Raw genomic sequence first — 13,979 nt, 5'->3', positions numbered from 1 at the left:
GTATGGCGAGGACGATGACATCCGACGCCCGCAAGAAGGAAACGCGGGAAAAGATCGAGCTCGGCGGCCTGATCGTCAAGGCCGGGCTGCGTTACGAGAAGCGCGCGCTGTTGCTGGGCGCGCTGATCGATGTCGCCCGCCGAATCAAGGGTGATGAGGGCGAGCGATCCAGGCTCACGGCAATCGGCGCGGAGGCCTTTGGCAATGACGATCAATAGGATTGCGCTCGTCGTCGGGCCGGCGGCGCTGATGATCCTGGTCGTCATCGGGATGACGGGGATCGAGCAGTGGATTTCCGGCTTCGGGAAGACCGAGGCCGCACGCTTGGCATGGGGGCGTGCGGGCATCGCGCTGCCCTATGTCGCCAGCGCGGCGATCGGTATCGTGTTCTTGTTCGCAAGTGCCGGCGCGATCAGCATCAAGCAGGCAGGCTGGGGCGTCGTTGCGGGATGCAGTGGAACGATCCTGATCGCGGCTACCCGCGAAACCATACGCCTTGCCGCTTTCACGAAGACGCTGCCAACCGGCAAGACGGTCTTCGCCTATCTCGATCCGGCAACGTCGATTGGAGTAGGCGCAGCGTTCATGTGTGCCTGCTTCGCACTCCGCGTTGCGTTCATCGGCAATGCGGCATTCGCAAGGGCCGAGCCAAAGCGCATTCAGGGCAAGAGGGCACTGCATGGCGAAGCCGACTGGATGAAGCCGCCAGAGGCGGCGAAGCTGTTTTCCGATTCCGGCGGCATCGTCATCGGCGAGCGCTATCGGGTCGACAAGGACAGCGTCGCGGCATTGGCATTTCGAGCCGATAGCGCGGAGACCTGGGGCGCCGGCGGCAAGTCGCCGTTGCTGTGCTTCGATGGCTCATTCGGCTCGTCGCACGGGATCGTCTTTGCGGGGTCCGGTGGTTTCAAGACGACGTCGGTGACCATCCCGACGGCACTCAAATGGGGCGGCACGCTGATCGTGCTCGATCCGTCGAACGAGGTCGCCCCGATGGTCTCCGCGCATCGCGGCGGAGCGGGAAGGGACGTGTTCGTCCTCGACCCGAGGAAGTCGGACATGGGCTTCAACGTGCTGGACTGGGTCGGCCGTTTCGGCGGAACGAAGGAAGAGGATATTGCCTCTGTCGCATCGTGGATCATGAGCGACAGCGGCGGCGCGCGCGGTGTCCGTGACGACTTCTTTCGCGCGTCAGCCCTGCAGTTGCTCACCGCGCTCATCGCCGATGTCTGCCTGTCCGGTCACATGGACGAGAAGGACCAGACGCTTCGCCGGGTGCGCATGAACCTGTCGGAGCCGGAACCGACCTTGCGCAAGCGCCTGCAGGACATCTACGACAATTCGGGTTCGGATTTCGTGAAGGAGAACGTCGCTGCCTTCGTCAATATGACGCCGGAAACCTTCTCCGGCGTCTATGCCAATGCGGTCAAGGAAACGCATTGGCTTTCCTATCCGAATTATGCCGCCCTGGTGTCCGGACGGAAATTCTCGACCAGCGACATCGCCGCGGGAAATACCGACGTCTTCATCAACATCGACCTCAAGACGTTGGAGACTCATTCCGGTCTTGCGCGTGTCGTCATCGGCTCGCTTCTCAACGCGATCTATAATCGCGACGGAAAGCTTGAAGGGCGCGCGCTGTTTCTTCTCGATGAGGTCGCCCGCCTCGGTTACATGCGGATCCTCGAGACTGCGCGCGACGCCGGCCGCAAATACGGAATCACGCTGACGATGATCTATCAGTCGATCGGCCAGATGCGCGAAACCTATGGCGGCCGCGACGCGGCAAGCAAGTGGTTCGAGAGTGCCAGCTGGATCTCGTTCGCCGCAATTAACGATCCCGAGACCGCCGACTACATCTCGAAACGTTGCGGCATGACCACGGTCGAGATCGACCAGGTCAGCCGCAGTTCCCAGGCAAGGGGATCATCGCGAACACGCTCGAAGCAGCTTGCCGCCAGACCGCTTATCCAGCCGCATGAGGTTCTGCGCATGCGGGCCGACGAGCAGATCGTGTTCACGGCCGGCAATGCACCGCTCAGATGCGGGCGCGCCATCTGGTTCCGGCGCAACGATATGAGAGCCTGCGTCGGCGAGAACCGGTTTCATTCGATGGGCGGAAGGGAGAAGGAAGGTTCGAATTCGGCGTCTGCGGTAAACGCCTATGAAACCAAACCGGCTGTAACCTCTGCCGCCGAAGAGGAATGAAAAGCTTGGCGCAAAAGAACGTCATCCCGTTCAGGAAAAATCGGAAGGTCGCCAACGACCGTCCCGGCATTAATGACTCGCGATCGACGCCGCGTCGTCATGGTCACGATCGCGGCCGAGGCTTTCCGACCGCGATTGTCTGGGCCGTGGTGATCGGCGCCGCGGGCTGGCTCTATCTTGATCGCAATGGCCATCTCGACATCGCTGCGGCTTTCGTCAAAGCGCCTGCGCAAGACAGCCAATCGGCGTCGTTCGTGATCTGCGGCGACAGCCATCGCACGAACTGCGTCGTCGACGGCGACACCTTCTGGTTCGAGGGCAAGAAAATCCGCATCGCCGACATCGATACGCCCGAACTCAGCCCGCCCCGCTGCGAAGCTGAACGGATCAAAGGTGAAGCGGCAAAGTCGCGACTACTAACGCTGCTCAACGCCGGAAAGTTTTCGCTGTCGGCCGGCTTCCGCGACGAGGACAAGTATGGACGTAAACTTCGAACCGTATCGCGTGCGGGCAATTCTCTGGGCGATGTTTTGATCAAGGAAGGCCTTGCCCGGCCATGGGATGGCGCGCGACATGGCTGGTGCCAGGGGAAATGACAACCATCATCATCGTCCGCTGTCAGGAGAGAGAGATGGGGCTTGGGATCATAGCCGGCTCGGCTGGTCGATCCGGCAGGAACGGCTCAAGCGAAAGGCAAAGACCAGAGGCGGTAAGCCGCCTCTGGTCTGGGCTTCAATCGCCCGGGTCGAAAGGCTCCTTGTCCTCAAGGCCGATGTGCCATCGTTTGTCGGACCACCGGGAGGGGAGGTAGATCTCATCACCACCGAAGTGCGCGATGATGATCTTTCCGGGCTCGTGGAACAAACCGAAATCGACCTTGTTGTCGATGGCCCAAAGCAGCGCCGCAGACAGAAACTCGCGCGAGATATCGGCGGGAAGGTGCACTTCAGCATCGAAACTGCTGCGCAGATGTTCAAGCCCGGTCGGCTGCTGATCCGCAAGTTTCCGCTCTTCGCTAACCGGCTGTGTGATGTGATGCTGTGTCATCAGGGTCTCCTTTTCGTTTTCTGGCGAAAAGTGTCCGCACCGAAGTCCGTGAGGGGTCAGGGACCGCTGAACGCGGCCGCCGTGCGGCGAGCGGAGGAACCGACTTTCTCTGTGCCGCTTGCGGTGCGGGGAAAATTGGAGGGGCCGCGATGTCATTGACGCCGGAACGGCGGGTGCAAGATAGGACGTCAGAGAGAGATAGGACCGCGTCCTGAAAAGGACGCGACCGCTTGCCAGCTCTGATGGCCAAAAGACCTTCAGTCAGTGCACCTTCAGCTCCGCTCAGAACTCTTCCCAGGTCTGCTTGACGGCGGCGTTGCCGGAAAAGGCCTTGGCGACGGCGCCGACGATCCGGCGCGCGGGCGATGCGACCGGCCGGCTGGATGGGCTCGCCTCGGTGAGGGACGCCGGCCGGCGCATGGCTTCGCCAAACTGGAACTGGCTGATCAGGTCGCGAAGCCGTCCTGCTTCACCGGCAAGGGTCGCGCTCGCCGCATTGCTCTCCTCGACCATGGCCGCATTCTGCTGCGTGACCTGATCCATCTGGTTGACGGCGGTATTCACCTCCGCGAGACCGACCGATTGTTCCCGGGCCGATGTCGCGATCGAGTCCATATGCTGGTTGACGGTGACGATGTAGCCCTCGATGGTTTTCAGGGCAGTCCCGGTCTCGCTGACGAGCTTCACGCCATTCTCCACCTCGACGGAGGAGTTGCGGATCAGCTCCTTGATCTCTCTGGCGGCCTTGGCGGAGCGTTGCGCGAGTTCACGCACTTCCTGTGCAACAACCGCGAAGCCTTTGCCGGCCTCGCCGGCACGGGCCGCTTCGACGCCGGCATTGAGCGCAAGTAGATTGGTCTGGAACGCGATTTCGTCGATGACGCCGATGATGTTGGAGACCTGCTTCGACGATTGCTCGATCTTCTCCATGGCGTCGACAGCACTCGCCACCACTTGGCCGGATTGGGAGGCACTGGTATTGGCCTGGGCGGCGATCCTGCGGGCTTCGTCGGCCCGCTTGGAAGAATTGGCGACATTCACGGTGATCTGGTCGAGCGCCGCCGCCGTTTCTTCCAGCGACGCGGCCTGCTGCTCGGTGCGCTTGGAGAGATCATCGGCGCTGATGCTAACCTCGCGGCTGCCGCTATCGATGGCGTTGGCCGCGTCGGCGACGGAGCGCAGCGTCTCGGCAAGCTGGCCGGCCGCGCCATTGAAATCGGCGCGCAGCGTCTCGAATTCATCCGCGAAGGGCTCGGAGAGACGGAACGTCAAATCACCCGCAGAAAGGTGCTTGAGCCCTTTGCCGAGACCTTGGGTGGCTTGGGCCATGGCTTCTGCCCGGAGGCGATCGCTTTCAGCCTTACGGCGACGATCGTCTTCCGTCAGGTTTCGCTGTTCTTCCGCTTCCTGCTCGAGGCGAATATTGGCGACCGCATTGGCGCGGAACACTTCGACAGCGCCGGCCATGTCCGTTATCTCGTCGCGACCGGACATGGGAACCTGAGTGGAATGATCACCGGAGGCGATACGGCCCATGACCGTCGCAAGCCTGATCAGCCGCCGCGTCACGAAACGCCGGACGTAGAACAGGGCGGCAAGCGCGGCTGCAATCACCAGAAAGCTCGTTGCCGCATTGACGGCGACAGTCTGCTGGGTCATCCCCCGAGACAATTCCGCAGCATTTCGGGCGGCCTGCTTTTCCTTCGCCGCGATCAATTTGACGTCGACGCCAAGGATGATGGAGGTCACCGTCAGATCATTCAGCATATCTGCGATCTGACCGTTGACCTTGGCCTGGGCGGATCGAAGCGCAAACAGGCCTTCAGGACCTCCACCCTCATTCTGGAGAGCCGTGACAAGCTGTTGCATCGCAGCACTACCGCCTGAAGCTTTCAGCCGCGCGAGGATGCTGTCAATCTCCTTGCCAGTCGCATCATATTGATCCTTGACTGCGGCCAGTTCGGTGTCTGACGCATCCGGTATCGCCGATATCAGTGTCGATATCTCGGCGGCCGCCATCTGGAGATCGGTCAGGGCACGCGATCGCTCGATACTGCTGTCCACCGCTCCGACCTGCGCGTTGCGGAGCATTGACGCCAGGGACTTGTAACGGGACAGAGCGCGAGCCACGCCCTCCTGCATGCGGAATTTCGCCTTGATCCGGTCGGAAGATATGGCTGTCAGCTGATTGAGCTTTGGTTCGAGGCTTTGGCTCGTCTTCTCGACCGAATCGAGCAGTTCCGGCGCCACGCCAAGGTCGCGCAAAGCCGTCAGTCGACCGCTTTGACCGGCGAGGATGGCTTCCAGGCGCTTCGAACTTGCGTCGAGCGAAGCGAGATCCGGCTCATAGACGAGATTGGGCGCCTCTGCGAGAAGGATGGCGCTTTCTTGCGCGAAGGCGAGGGATTCGGTGACGGTTGGGAGGGTTCGATCGCCGAGTTCCTTGACGATGCCGGAACTTTTCATCGAATACCAGGACGAGGAGGCGCCGGCGATGGCGGCGAGGGCAGCAATGCCGACAAATGCCGCCGTCAAGCGTCCGGCGATCCCGAAATTACGTCGGTCGTTGGATTTCGCTGTTGCTGGTGTCATCGAAGACGGCTCCTTGGATTCGGGGCGACAGTGGGCGCTTTGATCACGCCACGCTCGCTGGGGTGGTTCGAATAGTTTCGTGATGACATCGACTTCTGACGTTCATCGAGCCGCGGTAACGCGGGGCAGGCATTTGTCTTACTTGCCGTACAGGGCCTTAAGATCGGTGTCGGTCAGGCTGCTTGGCATCCAGAACTTCTCCGACAGGTCAGCGCGGTAATTCGCCTTTGCCTTCTGGATGTCCCAGCCGTCGGGCTCATAGACATAGCGTTTGTGAATGGCTTTGCCATCGAGCAGCGCGACGGCAGCGCGAACAGCTGCGGCCCCTTGTTCCGGCCCGTATTCGGTGGCGATGGCATCAACCCCGCTGTCGATCCATTTCTGGAGAAATCCGTTGTTCACCTCACCGGTGATCGGCGGAACCTTCGCGCCATATTGCTGGAAGACATCCATGCAGGCGCGGCTCATGTCGGCGCCCGATGACCAGATGCCGTCGACCTTCGGGTTTTCGAGATAGAAGGTCTCGCAAACCTTGTGGCCGTAATCATACGACCAGAGACCGGCATCTTCGGCCACGATCTTGATATCGGTGCCCTTGATGGCTTCGAGCAGGCCCTTGTAGCGGTTGATGTCTTCGGGATGAGTCGGCAGTCCGCGCAGGACCCAGATATTGCCCTTGCCTCCGAGTTCCTTGACCAGGAACTCTCCCGAGACCTTTCCGAAGTTCTCGCCGCCGCCTTGAATATCGACGGTGAATTTGTCGGTTTTGGTAAGGCCCGTATGGACGATGACGGGAATGCCGGCATTGACCGCTTTTTCGATACCAGCATCTGCGGAGGTCGGAGAGACCGGTGTCACGATGATGGCATCGACCTTCTGGGCGATCAGCTCATCGATATCGGCGATCTGCTTGGCCTGGCTGAGATTGGCGTCGAGCAGCACGAACTGAGAAATGCGCGGATCACTCTTGGCAGCGGCTTGCGATTCAGCGGCCATTTGGGCAGCCCATGTGTTGGCGTTGACGCCAAAGTGGCTCATCCCGATTTTCCAGGGGCTCGCCTTCTTGAATTTTTCTGCGGGTATTGTGTCCTTGTCACCAGGGCGGGCTACCACCCCGTTCATCAAGTCTATGTCTTGCGCTCTTGCGCTGTGGCCAAGGAGGAGTGCTGCTCCCAAGAGGAGAGCATATTGTTTTTGTTTTGCGAACCCAAGCACGGTCTGTCCCCTCACGTATGGCCACGATGGCGACGATCGTCACCCACTCGAAAAACTTCAGTCATCGGATGCATATCGGATAGTGCTGCCGCGATAGTCGCCAGCTGCGGAACCGTCGCCCGCTTCGCGACTGGCTACCTGCGCCGTTCCTCCGCTCCGGCCTTTGATCTCGGCTTGGTAGGCGAGAATTGCCTTCTGCGTACGTTCAGCTTGCCGCAGGACGCCAAGCAGGCTCTCCGTCGCCTTGAGAAAGCGGCCGCCTTCTTCTTCCATCTGGTCGATCAGTGCACGTTGTTCGGTGCTGAGGCTGCGCTCCAAGGGGAAGTCGATAATTTCTGCCATGTCTCTGACTTTCTCTCATTGCGCTGCAGTGCCTGATCCGCAGGTGCTTTGCCTAGTTGAACCTGATTGCAATAATAATTATTCAGAGAGAATGAAAATTAAATTAAAGTTTGAATGAAGTCGTCGGATCCACTCTCGGATGACTTGCACGGCCATGTCCGGAGCGCTCGGGATACTGCAACTGATCGCGCGAGGTTGGCCCTGTGCCATCCGCGAGAGGATCGTCACGCGAATGCGCGGAGACCGACTGGGCTCCGGGAGCCACAGCGACTAGAGCCGTGCGGCTGCGCCGACTCGCCCAGACAATCGCTCAGGTTTTGAGAAACATCACCGCAATGAATCGGTTGGCCTCGAACGATTCAAAACTGTCGTTGGACGCTCGGGCACGGATCGGCGACTCTGCGAACATGGTCACGCAACCTTACCAGCTCTACATCGAGCGAACCGACACGGCGAAGAACATGGCCCGCTTTTACGCCATGCAGATTTCCATATCGCTTTTCGGGGAAACCTGCCTGACGCGACGCTGGGGGCGGATCGGGACCTCTGGACAAATGATGGTGCACCATTTCGGGCGGGAGGAAGAAGCGGTCAGACTGTTCCTCGACCTGACGCGGCAGAAGCGAGCTCGCGGCTATCGACCGAGGACTTTTGCCCAGCGTCCTCTCAGCTGACCAACGATGACGCCCGAGCCGGAACGAAGGAAAAGGGCCGCCGAGGGCGGCCATGGCGCGTCATTCGCGCCTATTCCAGTCGGTCTCGAAGTTGAGCTCGATCTCGACGAAGAACGGAATCTTGATCGCGAGCTTCAGCCCGAGCTTTCCCTTGCGGAAGAAGTGACAGATCACTCTCCCGAGATTACCGAGCCGGCGGCCGGTGGCTGCAAGGAACTTTGCGAGTTGTTGCATGGTAGGTTCTCCTTTCGAATTGCTGATATCGCGGGGATCGAAAGCAGACCTCGGAGGAGGGCCGCACCGGAACGGTCGAAGCGCGAGCGGAGAACCTGGAGCCGCCTGAATTTTGACTGGGCGAGGAGCCGCATGCGGTGGGGAAAATTCTGGTGGCGCAAGGTTGCGGCGTGACGCGAGGACTGCAACATCCCCTGACGTAGATGACAGCTGTGTCGAAAGGAGAGATGCGATGGCGCGGTTGTTCCTCGGGCGGAAAGCGCTGGAATCGGAGACGGTGATCGCCGACGAAGCTCGGCTCTGAAATGAGAAGAGAAGCCGCCTCAGAAGGGCGGCTCGGCCTTGATGGTGCCGACCTGCTCGGCCAGTTGCACGGCGAGCTCGGCCCGTGCAAGTTCAAGCTCGCCCTCGATCTGGCGGCGCTCGGCCGCGTCGCATGCGTTGTTCAGCTCGGCCCGCAGTTCTTCGATGTGCTGTTCGATCGTCATGATCTCATCTCCTTGAGTTCGTGAAAGACGAGCTCGCAGGGCGGGACGGGATGGCGGGGTCAGGGATCGCGATAGCGACCGCCGGAGGCGGCGAGTGGGGGAGCCGAATTTCTGGATCGGGCCGCAGGACCGGGCCTGAAATTTGGGGGTTAACCGCTCGTCCTTGATGCCGTCGGCCCGGCCCGGCACCATCAGGAAATCTGAGCGGCTATCCCCGTTTCCGCATGGCACCAAAAAGCCGGAACCTGGCTCGATGCCTGGTGCCGGCTTCTCACTTTGGCGGGAGAGGCTCCGCCGGATCGGCGGAGCCTCGAGAACCTCAGTCGCGGTTGGGGCGTGACCAGATCAGCTGCAGGCCATCTTCGCCTTCGACTTCGGCCAGCGTTGCGTAGATCGGGGCGGGGAAGCTCGGGTCGTCGAGCTTGACCGAGAGATAGTCGCGGCCCTGCTCGGAGGTCTTCTGCCAGGCGGCGCCGAGCTCGACGTTGCCGGCGTAGATGCGGAAGTGCGGCCCCTTGTCGGAGGGGTTTTCGACGCGGGCGATGCGGGCCTTGACGTTGAGGGCGAGGGTGCGGATCGAGCCGGAGAAGCCGTTTTCGGTGGAGGTGAAGGTGCCGATGGTAGCCATTGTCCAAGTTCCTTTTGCTGTTTCGGGCCGCTCCATTGCGGCCTCGATGGCTGTCGCAAGGACCGGGGACGATCGGACCGCACCCAGAGGGCCGAAATGAAATGGAGGGCGGCCGGGAGCAACTTTGTTGTCGCGCGAGGAATGGCGACGAAGTCGGCAGGGGAAGAAAGTTTCGAATGGCCGTTGCGGGAGGACGATCGAGGCGACGCCGCTCTCCGGTCAGACATGCCTCATCGAGCCCGCAAATGGAGCGCCGCTAACGTCAGGTAAAGGGACGGGACAATGGCTCCCCTGAAGGGCAACGGCAATAGGCGAAAACGGTGTCGTGGCAATCCACATCGGCAAACGTCCAGGGACGCCGTCCGACTGCATCAGGCTATCCGGAAATGGAGGCCGGAAATCCGTAGCTGTTGTCGGGCAGCTCGGAGCTCACGGCCATGTCGAGAGAATTGTCTGCACGGCGAAAGACCTCGTAGGTGATCCTGTCGACGATTTCATTGTTTTCTCCGAAGACCAGCACGCGTGGCTTGAGCTTGATGATGTCATCGATTTCGCAAAAGACGCTGGACGCGATGATAATCTCATCGCCTTGCTGGCACGTGCGAGCGGCCGCACCGTTAAGAATGCAGCACCTGGAGCCCGGATCACCGTAGAGCACGTAAGTGCTGATCCTTGCTCCGGACATCTTGTTCCAGATTTCCACATATTCCAGCGGTTTCAGACCGACCTCCCGGCAGAAGTCCGCATCGATCGTGATCGAGCCGTGGTAGTTCAGCTTTGCGTCGGTCACTCGAATGCCATGCAGCTTCGCGCCCACGTATTTTTCCACAGCCTGCCCCTTCCAGTTGATATCCTCGCATCCTATATTTGTGCGACGCAGCATTCCGCAACAACCCATGTGGCGAAGTGTTTTCCTTACAAACAACCTGGACAGGCGGGGGAGGGTGGGAATCCTTTTGTCGCGAATGGCGACGGCATGCCGTCGAAACCGTCGGTATGAAACTTGGAATGACAGCCTGTTGTGTTCGGTGGCGTGCGCGATATCGTTCAGGCGCGATTCGTCGCCCAGGAGGATTTATGCGTCAGCAGACAAAACCGTTCATCGTCGAGAGGAAGCCGTCTCGCAAACCCAAGTCCGATGCCACGAAGTCATCGATCTGGGGCACGTTGGACCTCACCCTGAACCAGCATCCGCAAACCGAACCAGAGCCAATCAGAGAGACGGCCGTCGGTACTGGCGACCGTCCCTGATTCAAAGCACGCCTATGCCGCCGCCTTGTCGGCACCTTCCGCGGACGGCTGCAGACCGTGAAGATAGCTGACTGCACGCTGCGCATGCGCTGCCGCCTGAAAGATCGCCCACTTGTCATTTGAGAGAACGGTGAGCCACGACTGAAGGTAAGAGGCGTGATCCGGTCGCGGCTCCAGCTCTGGAGCAATCCCGAGGTCCGCGCAGAGAAAGCAGCTGCCGAGTTCGGCAATCAATTCCTCGCGGGCGCGCTCCGTCCGGTCCTTCGCGTAGCGCGACAGATCGCGATCAAGACGATCTTTGGCTCCAACCCAATGAATTTCCTCATGTCCAAGGGTCGCGTAGTAGGACTCCACATCCCGGAAGGTCTCGAACGGCGGCATCTGGATGTGGTCGGTCACCGGCGAATAATATGCCTGCGATCCGCCATGCCGGATGACGGCGCCAGTGTCGCGGAAGAAGCGATCGGCAATCTCGATCCGCTCAATCGGATCGAGGACCGGTGTCGGCCGATGGTAATAGTGGTCCGGCAGACCGTCGATCTGGTCAACGTTGAAGACGAAGTACGCCTTCAGAAAGGGAATTTCCCGATCGACATCGTTGCCGTTGCGGTCGGTCTCCGACTTCGTGAAGCGGCTCGCGAACACGACGGTCGAGCCGGTCTCGCCCTTCCGCACGGCCGATCCCAGTTCAAGCGCCTGCTTGAATGTCATCCACATCGGCGAGGAATATCCACGGGCCAGGCCCTCCGACCAAAGCAGCAGCACATTCATGCCGGAATAGGGCTGACCGTTGTGGCGAAGCGGCCGGGTGATACGACCGTTCGTGTTCGCGGCGTTCCATGGCTTCATCCATGGGCGAACTCCTTTCTCCAGATCCTCGATGATCTTGTCAGTGATCCGCGTGTAGATGTCGGCCCGCTGGCCTTCGTCCTTCCTGCTCATTTCAAACCTCCAATTCAAGGAGGTCGCGCCGATCGCGACCCCGTCACGGCGGTCCAAAGTGCGGAGCGGAAAGGGGTGAGGGCACCGAAAGGCCGGAACGGACGTGGAGGACGGCGAAGCCGTTGCCCGAACGCCTCGCTCCGCCAGGACCAAAAGCCGGACGGGTTCGCGACGGGCCGATCTCGGCGTCACTGCTTCAGGAGATTCAAGGAATTGTTTCGAGGTCGGTCGACCTGAACTCATCCGCAGTGGCGAGGATCGGCACGCCATGGAATTTGGCACAGGCATAATGCAGGCAATCGCCGAGGTTCAGGCCATGGCGGCCGCTGCGATAGCGGTGAGCAGCGACAAGGGCGAGCCTCGTCGTCTCGGATGCGGGCGGAAGATCGCGAATCTCGATTTCCCGCGCTTCGAGGAATTCCATCACGATCGTTTCGACCGCGGGCACTGGAAGATTGAACTTGTCGGGCCGTGCAAGGCCGAGGACTGTTTCGAGAATGGCGACCGGAGATGTGAAGGGATGTCTGGCAGAAGCAACGGCGTCGGAGACGCGCGCCGCTTCCGGCTCATCAGAGAGAAGCGCGATGATGGCGCAGGCATCGACGAACATCAGGCGTCATCCCACATTTCGTCGAAGGCTTCAGGAGGAAGAGGCTTGCGGACGTCGTCGCTCATCGCGACCCCATGCTTTTCCCGCAGCCGCGCAGCAGTCTGCAGTGGCGTCTCCGCGCGATTGCGACGCTCGATCGCCTCCCGCATGGCAATGACGATGGCGTCGGTAATGCCGACGCCGGCCATTTCGGCGAACTTGCGCGTCAGCGCGTCCGCTTCCGGATTGTTGACGTTGATCGGCATGGGTCGTCTCCATGTAGATAAATCTCGAAAATAATGTAGATCATCGGGCGACCTTTTCCAAGGCCGTAGGCACGCTTGCTTCCCGACATGGAAAAAGGCGGGGCCGGAGCCCCGCCCGAAAGCGCTCAGTCGAAGGCCGACATCTGTGCTTCGGCCGCCTTGCGATCAAGAGAGTGACCTGGGTTTTCGACGGGCCGATCGAAGGGTTTCCAGGCCTCACCGACGATTTGCTTGTAGGCTGCAACGGCGCCCTCCGCGGCCACCCGAAGCGCATGAGCCTGCACGCCCATGTCGGCGGCAAACTCGCGTCTGCGCTGGGCAGCACTGTCGTAGCCGACAGGGCCGTCGAGGTCCTCGTCGCGGGCGTCGTTGGCAGCCTTGGCCGTGGCATCGCGTGCCTCGGTGACGGCGCGGCTATAGAATTGGCCTGCGCCGTGCGCCGAGCCGACGAAGGCGCCGACGATCCGCTGCAGATGGATCTGCATGGCCTTTTCGCCGAGACCATCGCTCAGAGCATCGGCCGTCTCGGAGATCAGACGCTCATGGAGATCGCGGATTCCGTCGCTGTCGACGATCGCGGTTCCGAAGCTCTCGGCGATCTTCAGCGCCTGGGCACTGTCGGGGCATGTGAGCCGGACCATTTCGACGGTTGCGCCTTTGCGCAGAGCCACGACGCGAGCGGATTGACGAGGGGAGGTAGCGGGCTTTGCCATGATTTCTTCCTTTCAACCTCGAAGCGGCTCCGGCCCCGTGCCGATTTGCCCTTCGGTGCGGTCGCCCCGAACCGGCGGAAGACGGGCGCTTCAAGGTCCGGAGACGACAGGCTGAGCGGAGCCGGTTTGCGGGCAAGCGGGGCATCCTGCCCTGCGAGGCCCGCAAGCCTGCTCCGTGAGGGACGGCGCCTCCGGCCGCCGGGCGGCGCGGATAGCGGCCTTGAAGCGAACGGCCGCTGGTTCAGACCGCAGCAAAACCGAAGGGCAAATCGGCACGGGGTCTGGTCCAACCAGGTACTGAAAGGAAGATGGCTGCCGGGACGCTATACGTCGTCACTTCCCGAACTCGCCGCACGCTCAATTGGCGCGATGATGGTCTCGGCCGAGGGTTTCGGCTTGGGCAGCCGATAATATTGCAGCCAGCTCGGACCGTGCGTGTTTCGAAGACCGCGGAGTGTCCCGCCATCGTCATAGGGCGCGCCACCCATCCAGACGTTGTTCAGGATGCTCTTCCAGCGACGCCCGTGTCTTGCGGCATAGGCCTGGAGCGCGGCTTCCTGTTCACCGCTCAAAGGAGGAAGTCTTTCGCGCTTCGGAACAGCGCGCTGCTTACTCGAGGCAACGTCAGCCTGTTCCTCCCTCGCGGCGATCATTCGTTTAAGCTCCGCAACGCCCGCGTCGAGGCACGCCTTTCCGTTGAGGTGGTGGAACTGCTGCCAGAACGCGGTGCGTTCCGCGGACGATGGCCCAATGCCGGCGCTCCGTTCGAGGTCTCCGATCGTACCCATGT

17 protein-coding genes are annotated in these 13,979 nt (G+C 61.0%); 4 read left to right on the top strand and 13 right to left on the bottom strand.

Annotation, left to right across the window (positions count from 1 at the left end):
• Positions 1-2: 2 nt before the first annotated feature.
• The 3 genes from traD (at position 3) to PL640_RS24030 (ending at position 2,804) form a co-directional block, all read left to right on the top strand.
• Positions 3-218, top strand: a complete 216-nt coding sequence (traD, locus tag PL640_RS24040) for a type IV conjugative transfer system coupling protein TraD (RefSeq protein ID WP_012475988.1) — start codon at positions 3-5, stop codon at positions 216-218.
• Positions 205-2,208 carry a Ti-type conjugative transfer system protein TraG gene (gene traG / locus PL640_RS24035; RefSeq protein WP_012475987.1) on the top strand — a complete coding sequence of 668 codons (2,004 nt, stop codon included), beginning with the start codon at positions 205-207 and terminating at the stop codon, positions 2,206-2,208. The genes traD and traG overlap by 14 nt, the downstream gene beginning before the upstream one ends.
• Positions 2,209-2,408: 200 nt before the next feature.
• On the top strand, positions 2,409-2,804 hold the full coding sequence (locus PL640_RS24030) for a thermonuclease family protein (RefSeq protein WP_234888144.1): 396 nt from the start codon (positions 2,409-2,411) through the stop codon (positions 2,802-2,804).
• Between the two features lie 136 nt (positions 2,805-2,940).
• Here the strand turns inward: PL640_RS24030 and PL640_RS24025 are convergent, their stop codons facing one another.
• The 4 genes from PL640_RS24025 to PL640_RS24010 all read right to left on the bottom strand — a co-directional run bounded on the left by PL640_RS24025 (position 2,941) and on the right by PL640_RS24010 (position 7,404).
• The gene (locus tag PL640_RS24025; protein WP_077768127.1) at positions 2,941-3,255 is read right to left on the bottom strand and encodes a hypothetical protein; all 315 of its coding nucleotides are present in this window, start codon (positions 3,253-3,255) and stop codon (positions 2,941-2,943) included.
• A gap of 282 nt (positions 3,256-3,537) precedes the next feature.
• Entirely contained in the window at positions 3,538-5,847 is a 2,310-nt protein-coding gene (locus tag PL640_RS24020) for a methyl-accepting chemotaxis protein (protein ID WP_012475985.1), read from the bottom strand.
• Between the two features lie 138 nt (positions 5,848-5,985).
• Positions 5,986-7,062: a substrate-binding domain-containing protein gene (locus PL640_RS24015; protein ID WP_269830112.1), complete on the bottom strand. Its 1,077-nt coding sequence runs from the start codon at positions 7,060-7,062 to the stop codon at positions 5,986-5,988.
• Between the two features lie 57 nt (positions 7,063-7,119).
• Complete coding sequence (locus PL640_RS24010; protein ID WP_077768129.1) at positions 7,120-7,404, bottom strand: hypothetical protein; 285 nt, start codon at positions 7,402-7,404, stop codon at positions 7,120-7,122.
• A gap of 407 nt (positions 7,405-7,811) precedes the next feature.
• Between PL640_RS24010 and PL640_RS24005 the strand changes: the two genes are divergently transcribed.
• Complete coding sequence (locus tag PL640_RS24005; protein ID WP_306801661.1) at positions 7,812-8,078, top strand: WGR domain-containing protein; 267 nt, start codon at positions 7,812-7,814, stop codon at positions 8,076-8,078.
• Between the two features lie 60 nt (positions 8,079-8,138).
• Here PL640_RS24005 and PL640_RS24000 read toward each other — a convergent pair whose 3' ends face one another.
• The 9 genes from PL640_RS24000 to PL640_RS23960 all read right to left on the bottom strand — a co-directional run bounded on the left by PL640_RS24000 (position 8,139) and on the right by PL640_RS23960 (position 13,977).
• A complete protein-coding gene (locus PL640_RS24000) occupies positions 8,139-8,312 on the bottom strand; it encodes a hypothetical protein (protein WP_162854302.1) in 174 nt (57 codons plus the stop codon).
• A gap of 323 nt (positions 8,313-8,635) precedes the next feature.
• A complete protein-coding gene (locus tag PL640_RS23995) occupies positions 8,636-8,800 on the bottom strand; it encodes a hypothetical protein (protein WP_162854301.1) in 165 nt (54 codons plus the stop codon).
• Positions 8,801-9,119: 319 nt separating this feature from the next.
• A complete protein-coding gene (locus PL640_RS23990; protein WP_015084482.1) occupies positions 9,120-9,428 on the bottom strand; it encodes a DUF736 domain-containing protein in 309 nt (102 codons plus the stop codon).
• A 376-nt stretch (positions 9,429-9,804) separates the two neighbouring features.
• Positions 9,805-10,257 carry an aspartate 1-decarboxylase gene (gene panD, locus PL640_RS23985; protein ID WP_077768181.1) on the bottom strand — a complete coding sequence of 151 codons (453 nt, stop codon included), beginning with the start codon at positions 10,255-10,257 and terminating at the stop codon, positions 9,805-9,807.
• 434 nt (positions 10,258-10,691) lie between these two features.
• Positions 10,692-11,621 (bottom strand): ArdC family protein, encoded by a 930-nt coding sequence (locus PL640_RS23980; protein WP_077768131.1) that lies wholly within the window; start codon positions 11,619-11,621, stop codon positions 10,692-10,694.
• A gap of 205 nt (positions 11,622-11,826) precedes the next feature.
• Positions 11,827-12,231: a type II toxin-antitoxin system VapC family toxin gene (locus PL640_RS23975; protein ID WP_077768132.1), complete on the bottom strand. Its 405-nt coding sequence runs from the start codon at positions 12,229-12,231 to the stop codon at positions 11,827-11,829.
• Positions 12,231-12,476, bottom strand: a complete 246-nt coding sequence (locus tag PL640_RS23970; RefSeq protein ID WP_077768133.1) for a type II toxin-antitoxin system VapB family antitoxin — start codon at positions 12,474-12,476, stop codon at positions 12,231-12,233. The genes PL640_RS23975 and PL640_RS23970 overlap by 1 nt, the downstream gene beginning before the upstream one ends.
• A gap of 125 nt (positions 12,477-12,601) precedes the next feature.
• Positions 12,602-13,189 (bottom strand): hypothetical protein, encoded by a 588-nt coding sequence (locus PL640_RS23965; protein ID WP_012475981.1) that lies wholly within the window; start codon positions 13,187-13,189, stop codon positions 12,602-12,604.
• 323 nt (positions 13,190-13,512) lie between these two features.
• Positions 13,513-13,977: a hypothetical protein gene (locus PL640_RS23960; RefSeq protein WP_012475980.1), complete on the bottom strand. Its 465-nt coding sequence runs from the start codon at positions 13,975-13,977 to the stop codon at positions 13,513-13,515.
• Between the last annotated feature and the right edge of the window lie 2 nt (positions 13,978-13,979).

Origin of the sequence: Agrobacterium sp. ST15.16.024 (assembly GCF_027956545.1) — a bacterium.
Lineage (GTDB): Bacteria > Pseudomonadota > Alphaproteobacteria > Rhizobiales > Rhizobiaceae > Agrobacterium > Agrobacterium cucumeris.
Note: the sequence above shows the minus strand (reverse complement) of the source record. Positions and strands in the feature narration are given on the sequence as shown.

Excerpts from the sequence above, each read along its gene's own strand:
- traD (WP_012475988.1), top strand. The coding sequence starts at position 3 with ATGGCGAGGACGATGACATCCGACGCCCGCAAGAAGGAAACGCGGGAA.
- traG (WP_012475987.1), top strand. The coding sequence starts at position 205 with ATGACGATCAATAGGATTGCGCTCGTCGTCGGGCCGGCGGCGCTGATG.
- PL640_RS24025 (WP_077768127.1), bottom strand. The coding sequence starts at position 3,255 with ATGACACAGCATCACATCACACAGCCGGTTAGCGAAGAGCGGAAACTT.
- PL640_RS24020 (WP_012475985.1), bottom strand. The coding sequence starts at position 5,847 with ATGACACCAGCAACAGCGAAATCCAACGACCGACGTAATTTCGGGATC.
- PL640_RS24010 (WP_077768129.1), bottom strand. The coding sequence starts at position 7,404 with ATGGCAGAAATTATCGACTTCCCCTTGGAGCGCAGCCTCAGCACCGAA.
- PL640_RS24005 (WP_306801661.1), top strand. The coding sequence starts at position 7,812 with ATGGTCACGCAACCTTACCAGCTCTACATCGAGCGAACCGACACGGCG.
- PL640_RS24000 (WP_162854302.1), bottom strand. The coding sequence starts at position 8,312 with ATGCAACAACTCGCAAAGTTCCTTGCAGCCACCGGCCGCCGGCTCGGT.
- PL640_RS23995 (WP_162854301.1), bottom strand. The coding sequence starts at position 8,800 with ATGACGATCGAACAGCACATCGAAGAACTGCGGGCCGAGCTGAACAAC.
- PL640_RS23990 (WP_015084482.1), bottom strand. The coding sequence starts at position 9,428 with ATGGCTACCATCGGCACCTTCACCTCCACCGAAAACGGCTTCTCCGGC.
- PL640_RS23980 (WP_077768131.1), bottom strand. The coding sequence starts at position 11,621 with ATGAGCAGGAAGGACGAAGGCCAGCGGGCCGACATCTACACGCGGATC.
- PL640_RS23975 (WP_077768132.1), bottom strand. The coding sequence starts at position 12,231 with ATGTTCGTCGATGCCTGCGCCATCATCGCGCTTCTCTCTGATGAGCCG.
- PL640_RS23970 (WP_077768133.1), bottom strand. The coding sequence starts at position 12,476 with ATGCCGATCAACGTCAACAATCCGGAAGCGGACGCGCTGACGCGCAAG.
- PL640_RS23965 (WP_012475981.1), bottom strand. The coding sequence starts at position 13,189 with ATGGCAAAGCCCGCTACCTCCCCTCGTCAATCCGCTCGCGTCGTGGCT.
- PL640_RS23960 (WP_012475980.1), bottom strand. The coding sequence starts at position 13,977 with ATGGGTACGATCGGAGACCTCGAACGGAGCGCCGGCATTGGGCCATCG.